Genomic DNA, 6,000 nt, shown 5'->3' on the forward strand with positions numbered 1-6,000 from the left:
GTTGCGTGGTGATGGCAAATGCCATTACTGTATATAGATACAGTAACCAGCAACACAACCAGCAAAAAGGCATAGAGGTGATGAATGGCCGTCGAAGTGGTGTACCGCAGCAGCCGCGACCCGGAGCGCTTGTTCATGGATAAGGCCGAAGCAGACCGTCACGACAAGATGCTCGAACTGGCCGAGCGCCTGGCCGAAGTGCTGCACAAGGCAGTGCCGTCGCTGAGCGAGCAACAGGTCGAGGAAGCCGGTATCTACATGGCCAAGAACCGCGATGTGTTCGCTCGGGCCTTCAAAAGCCAGCCGGATGCCCTGGCCGAGTTGCTAGAGGGTGGCGCTGCCGAGTGATAGCGACGTTGCTGCTTCGCGGGTAAACCCGCGAAGAGGCCAGTAGAGCCAACATCAACAGTCAGCCGTAGAGCAACCGCTCCGCCAACATCTGCGCCACCCGCGCCGGCGAACGTTTTTCCGCCTGCGCATGGCCAAACACTTCGGTCAGCCGTGACGGTATCCGCGCCAGGTGCGCGGTGATGGTGCCCAGGTCCTCGCCACGATGGGTCAGCGCCACGTAGATCAGCCCACCGGCATTGATAACGTAGTCAGGCGCATACAGTATCCCCCGCGACTCCAGCTGGTCTGCCACCTGCAAGGTGGTCAGCTGGTTGTTGGCCGCCCCCGCCACTGCCGCGCAACGCAGTTGCATCACGCTCTGCCCGTTCAGCACCGGCCCCACACCGCAGGGGGCGAAGATGTCGCAAGGGGTACTGATCAGTGCATCGTTGGTCACAGGCTTGGCATCGAACTGTTCCATCGCCAGCCGCACCCGCCCGGGGTCCAGGTCGCTGACCAGCAGTTCCGCGCCCACCGCATGCAGTTGCTCGGCCAGTGCATAACCGACATTACCCAACCCCTGCACCGCCACCCGCAGGCCCCTGAGGTCATCGCTGCCCAGGCGGAACGAGGTCGTGGCGCGGATGCCAGCGAACACCCCCATCGCCGCATGCGGCGAAGGGTCGCCCGAGGCAGTGGTGCTGGTCACATGGGGAGTACTCTGGGCGATGCAGTCCATGTCCAGGGTCGAGGTGCCGCTGTCCACGGCGATGATGAAGCGCCCATGCAAGGTATCGATGAAGCGGCCAAAGGCCTCGAACAGCGCGGCACGGTTTTCCACGTGCGGGTTGCGCATGATCACCGCCTTGCCGCCACCTAGCGGCAAGCCGGCCAATGCCGCCTTGTAGCTCATACCTTGGGCCAGGCGAATGGCGTCGGTCATGGCACTTTCGTCATCGGCGTAAGGCAGGTAGCGGCAACCGCCCATGGCCGGGCCCAGGTGCTCACTGTGGATCGCCACCACCGCCTTAAGGCCCGTAGGTGGGTCGTTGAACAAATGCAGTGACTGGGTCCGGGTACTTTGCATCAGTGCGAACATCGACAGGCTCCCCCACGAGGTGCTCCTTCCAGTATAGGCACGGCCCCGGCATTGACGCCGCCGCCGGACCACTGGACGAAACCACGCGTCACAGCTAATACTCAAACGTGTGTGGAGATGCCCCATGAAGCCACGTCAAGCCTGCCTGGCCTGCCTGGAACGCGAGCCTGTCGCCCTGCTGGAAGCCGCATTGTGGATTGCCGCCGAGCACGATCGTAGTGTCGAGCCCGCGGCCAGCCTTGCCACCCTGAACGAGCTGCAGCGCGAGATAAGCGCCAACCTGCCGATGCTGCCAGTGTGCGAACTGGCCCAGCCACTGCTGCGCCAACTGATTGCGCTGGGCTTTCAGCAGGATGAATACCACCCGTTACGCCCGCATGCGGCGATGATGGACAAAGTACTGCAGCGCCGCCGCGGCCAACCGCTGACCCTGGCCATTCTTTCCCTGGAGCTGGCCCGGCGCTTGTCCATACCGCTGGAGGGCGTGGGCTTTCCTGGCCATTTCCTGCTGCGCGTGCCGGGTGCCGACCACCTGCTCGACCCCTGTGGCGGTCGGCGCTTGTACCCGAGTGACTGCCGCGAACTGCTGGCACGCCAGTTTGGCCCGCATGTGGCGCTGACGGCAGAGCACATGCGCAGCGCTACGCCGCTGCAGATGCTGCAACGCCTGTCGCGCAACCTGCGTCAACTGCACATCAGCAACGATGACCACCTGGCCGCGTTGATCGACGCCGAGCGGGTCATGCAGTTGGGCCCGGTGCAAGTCAGCGATTACGTGACCCGCGCTTCGCTCTACCAACAACTGGATTGCCCGCAGGCCGAGCGCTTCGACCTGGAGTATGCGTTGCTGCTGACGGAAGACCCGGTCCAGCGCCTGAAGCTGTCCGAGCGAATCGGCAAGCTTCCGGCGGCAAACCGTTCACTTCACTGAGCCGGGCTGTCCGGCTGCTGGGCGGGGTGGGCCTTGGCGAACGCCGGGTGAGCGGCCGCCAGTGCGGCAACCCGCAGGATGCGCGGGAAGCTGTCGAGGTCAATGTTGAAGCGCTCGGCCGCATACAACTGCGGGATCAGGTACACATCCGCCAACCCAGGCGTATCGCCAAAGCAGAAGCCGTGATCGCCAATCAGTCGCTCCACTGCTGCCAGCCCCTGGCTTATCCAGTGACCGATCCACTGATTGACCTGCCCTTCGTCCTGACCCGCCTGGCGCAGCCGGTTGAGCACGCTGACGTTGTGCAACGGGTGAATGTCGCAGCCGATGATTGCCGCCACACCACGCACCTTTGCCCTTTCCACGGCCGTGGTCGGTAGCAACGCAGGTTGTGGATAAACCTCTTCCAGGTACTCGATGATGGCTGGCGACTGCACCAGCAACTCACCGCCGTCAGTGCGCAAGGCTGGCACGCGGCCCTGCGGGTTGACGGCGGTATAGTCCGCACCGCGCTGCTCCCCCTGCAGCAGGTTGACTGGCAGGGACTGGTAAGCCAGCCCCTTCAATGCCAAGGCAATGCGCACCCGGTAGGACGAGGTGGAACGGTAATAGGTGTACAGCTCCATGCCCCTGCCTCCTTAGTTGGCCGCGATGACCGTGCCACGGCATTCGCCGAAGCCGATGCTGGCTACGCCGTCACGCGTGCAGCGGGCACGCAGGATAATTTCGTCGCCGTCTTCGAGGAACTTGCGCACCTCGCCGCTGGCCAGCTCAATCGGCAGCTTGCCGCCTTCGGTGATCTCCAGCAGGCTGCCGAACGAACCCGGCGTAGCACCCGACAGCGTGCCCGAACCGAACAGGTCGCCCGGCTGCAGCTGGCAGCCGTTGACGCTGTGGTGCGCCACCAACTGCGCCACGGTCCAGTACATGCTGCGGGTGTTGCTCAGGGTCAGGCGGTGCGGGGCAACACCTTGCTCGCGCATGCGCTCGGTCAGCAGCAACACTTCGAGTTCAATATCGAATGCACCGGCGGCCTGGTCACGCTTGTCCAGCAGGTACGACAGCGGCTGCGGGTCGCCTTCCGGGCGTGCAGGCTGGGCGCAGCGGAACGGCTCCAGCGCTTCGGCGGTAACCACCCAGGGCGATATGCTGGTGATGAAACTCTTGGACAGGAACGGCCCCAATGGCTGGTATTCCCATGCCTGGATATCGCGCGCCGACCAGTCGTTGAGCAGGCACAGCCCCGCTACGTGTTCGGCGGCATCGCCAACCGGGATCGCCTGGCCCATGTCATTGCCCTGGCCAATCCAGATGCCCAGTTCCAGTTCGTAGTCCAGGCGTGCGCATGGGCCGAAACTTGGCTCGGTGTGCCCAGCCGGGAGGGTCTGGCCTTTTGGCCGGCGTACATCGGTGCCGGACGGGCGAATGGTCGAGGCACGGCCGTGATAGCCGATCGGCACATATTTGTAGTTGGGCAGCAGCGGGTTGTCGGGGCGGAACAGCTTGCCCACGTTCTTGGCGTGCTCGATGCCTACGTAGAAGTCGGTGTAATCCCCGACCTGCGCTGGCACATGCAGTTGGCAGTCGCTGGCTGGATACAGTGCCGGCTGCAGAGCAGCCTGGTGCTCGCTGTGCTCGCCGAGCAGCACCTGCAGACGTTCGCGCAGGGCGACACGGGCGCTGCGGCCCAATGCGAAGTAAGCGTTCAGTGCCCCACCCCGAGTAGCCTCGACGGCGGCCTTGGCTTCCCCCTCGAACAGGCCGGCGGCCAACACCGCTTCCAGGTCGAGGATCGCGTCGCCGATGGCCGCGCCACAGCGCCGGGCTTCACCCGGCCGGCTGAAGATGCCCAATGGCAGGTTCTGCAGCGGGAAGTCGCTGTGCCCGTTGGCGTGCTCGACCCAGCTACGGGCATTGGCAGTGTGGTTCATCGGTTATCTCCGGTTCGGGTTGAAGGTGCTTGGCAAGGTTGCCCAGCAACTATCGTAGTCGGCCTGCAATTGCGGGCATTCAAGGGCTTGCAGGCTCGGGCGCAGCACCTGGCTGGTCTCGAACATGAAGGCCATGGTGTTGTCGATCTTGTGCGGCGCCAGGTCGGCGGCAATGGCTTTTTCGCAGGTTTCGGCGTCGGGGCCGTGGGCGCTCATCACGCCGTGCAGCGAGGCACCGCCAGGCAGGAAGCCCTCGGCCTTGGCGTCGTAGGCACCATTGATCAAGCCCATGAACTCGTTCATCAGGTTGCGGTGGAACCATGGCGGGCGGAAGGTGTTCTCGGCCACCATCCAGCGTGGCGGGAAGATCACGAAGTCCATGTTGGCCAGGCCATGCACGCTGGTCGGCGAGGTCAGCACGGTAAAGATCGAAGGGTCCGGGTGGTCGAAACTGACCGTGCCGATGGTATTGAAGCGGCGCAGGTCGTATTTGTACGGCACGTTGCTGCCGTGCCAGGCCACCACGTCCAGCGGCGAGTGCTGCAGCTCGCAAGCCCAGTGTTCGCCCAGGAATTTCTGCACCAGTTGCACCGGCGCTTCGGCCTCTTCGTAGTGCGCCACCGGGGTGAGGAAATCGCGTGGGTTGGCCAGGCCATTGCTGCCGATCGGGCCCAGGTCTGGAATACGCAGCGGCGCGCCGTGGTTTTCGGCGATGTAGCCACGGGCCTGGCCGTCGAGCAGTTCCACACGGAACTTCATGCCACGCGGGATCACCGCAATTTCAAGCGGCTCGACTTCCATTACGCCCAGTTCAGTGGCAATGCGCAGGCGGCCCTGTTCCGGTACCAGCAAAAGTTCACCGTCGGCGTTGAAGAACACCCGCTCCATGGAACGGTTGGCGCGGTAGATGTAGATGCTCACGCCAGCCGGTTTTTCCGCTGCGGCGTTGGCCACCATGGGCAACCAGCCCTCGATGAAATCGGTCGGTTCGGCGGGAATCGGCTGTGGGCTCCAACGCAGGCGGTTGGGGTTGATGCCCCCCAGCGGCCCGCTCAGCGGCTGACGCGCCAGGCGCTCGAAACGAGGGTGCAAGGCAGACGGGCGAATGCGATACAGCCAGGTGCGACGCAGCTCGCTGCGGGCCATGGTGAACGCCGTGCCCGAGAGCAGCTCGGCATACAGCCCATAGGGTGCCTTCTGTGGCGAGTTCTGCCCGACCGGCAAGGCCCCTGGCAGCGCTTCGCTGGCAAACTCGTTGCCGAAGCCGCTGAGGTAGTGAAGGTCGGGTGAGGTGTCGCGATTCATCGATGCCTCCGGGCTCTGGCCGAGCCGTTGCGGGCAGCTGGCTGCTGGCCCGATGTGGGGTGGCAGCGCGTCTGCATTGTTTTTATCGTAATCAGATTACGAATAACGTAATTTGCTCCACGCATGGCGTCAAGCTATAAAGGCCCGACTTGAAGAATCCAGAAGAAGATGTCCATGACCAAAGCCAGCTCCCCCGCCGACAACGGCAAGCAGAAAGTCCGCTCGGCGGAGGTCGGCACCGACATCCTCAAGGCCCTTGCCGAGTTGTCCCCGTCCACCTCGCTGTCACGCCTGGCGGAACATGTGCAAATGCCGGCAAGCAAAGTGCACCGTTACCTGCAAGCGCTGATCGCCAGCGGCTTTGCCGAACAGGATGCCGCCACCAACCATTACGGCCTGGGACG

At 63.9% G+C, this 6,000-nt stretch carries 7 protein-coding genes; 3 read left to right on the forward strand and 4 right to left on the reverse strand.

Features of this window, described 5'->3' with window-relative positions:
• The first annotated feature begins 84 nt into the window (after positions 1-84).
• The gene (locus APH42_RS10875; protein WP_012274138.1) at positions 85-348 is read left to right on the forward strand and encodes a YebG family protein; all 264 of its coding nucleotides are present in this window, start codon (positions 85-87) and stop codon (positions 346-348) included.
• A gap of 61 nt (positions 349-409) precedes the next feature.
• Here the strand turns inward: APH42_RS10875 and APH42_RS10880 are convergent, their stop codons facing one another.
• A complete protein-coding gene (locus APH42_RS10880; RefSeq protein WP_012274139.1) occupies positions 410-1,429 on the reverse strand; it encodes a Glu/Leu/Phe/Val dehydrogenase dimerization domain-containing protein in 1,020 nt (339 codons plus the stop codon).
• Between the two features lie 124 nt (positions 1,430-1,553).
• Between APH42_RS10880 and APH42_RS10885 the strand changes: the two genes are divergently transcribed.
• Positions 1,554-2,360, forward strand: coding sequence for a SirB1 family protein (locus tag APH42_RS10885; protein WP_060493275.1), 807 nt, complete (start codon positions 1,554-1,556; stop codon positions 2,358-2,360).
• Here the strand turns inward: APH42_RS10885 and maiA are convergent.
• The 3 genes from maiA to hmgA are packed head-to-tail and all read right to left on the reverse strand — an operon-like array spanning position 2,354 to position 5,596.
• Positions 2,354-2,986, reverse strand: a complete 633-nt coding sequence (maiA, locus tag APH42_RS10890) for a maleylacetoacetate isomerase (protein WP_012274141.1) — start codon at positions 2,984-2,986, stop codon at positions 2,354-2,356. The genes APH42_RS10885 and maiA overlap by 7 nt on opposite strands.
• Positions 2,987-2,998: 12 nt before the next feature.
• Complete coding sequence (gene fahA, locus APH42_RS10895) at positions 2,999-4,291, reverse strand: fumarylacetoacetase (RefSeq protein WP_060493276.1); 1,293 nt, start codon at positions 4,289-4,291, stop codon at positions 2,999-3,001.
• 3 nt (positions 4,292-4,294) lie between these two features.
• Positions 4,295-5,596: a homogentisate 1,2-dioxygenase gene (gene hmgA / locus APH42_RS10900; protein ID WP_012274143.1), complete on the reverse strand. Its 1,302-nt coding sequence runs from the start codon at positions 5,594-5,596 to the stop codon at positions 4,295-4,297.
• A gap of 174 nt (positions 5,597-5,770) precedes the next feature.
• Here hmgA and APH42_RS10905 point away from each other — a divergent pair.
• On the forward strand, positions 5,771-6,000 hold a 230-nt coding region (locus APH42_RS10905), incomplete at its 3' end, for a helix-turn-helix domain-containing protein (protein ID WP_156352752.1).

Origin of the sequence: Pseudomonas sp. NBRC 111140 (assembly GCF_001320885.1) — a bacterium.
GTDB lineage: Bacteria > Pseudomonadota > Gammaproteobacteria > Pseudomonadales > Pseudomonadaceae > Aquipseudomonas > Aquipseudomonas putida_P.

Coding starts and splice junctions, on each gene's coding strand:
- APH42_RS10875 (WP_012274138.1), top strand. CDS start 85: ATGGCCGTCGAAGTGGTGTACCGCAGCAGCCGCGACCCGGAGCGCTTG.
- APH42_RS10880 (WP_012274139.1), bottom strand. CDS start 1,429: ATGTTCGCACTGATGCAAAGTACCCGGACCCAGTCACTGCATTTGTTC.
- APH42_RS10885 (WP_060493275.1), top strand. CDS start 1,554: ATGAAGCCACGTCAAGCCTGCCTGGCCTGCCTGGAACGCGAGCCTGTC.
- maiA (WP_012274141.1), bottom strand. CDS start 2,986: ATGGAGCTGTACACCTATTACCGTTCCACCTCGTCCTACCGGGTGCGC.
- fahA (WP_060493276.1), bottom strand. CDS start 4,291: ATGAACCACACTGCCAATGCCCGTAGCTGGGTCGAGCACGCCAACGGG.
- hmgA (WP_012274143.1), bottom strand. CDS start 5,596: ATGAATCGCGACACCTCACCCGACCTTCACTACCTCAGCGGCTTCGGC.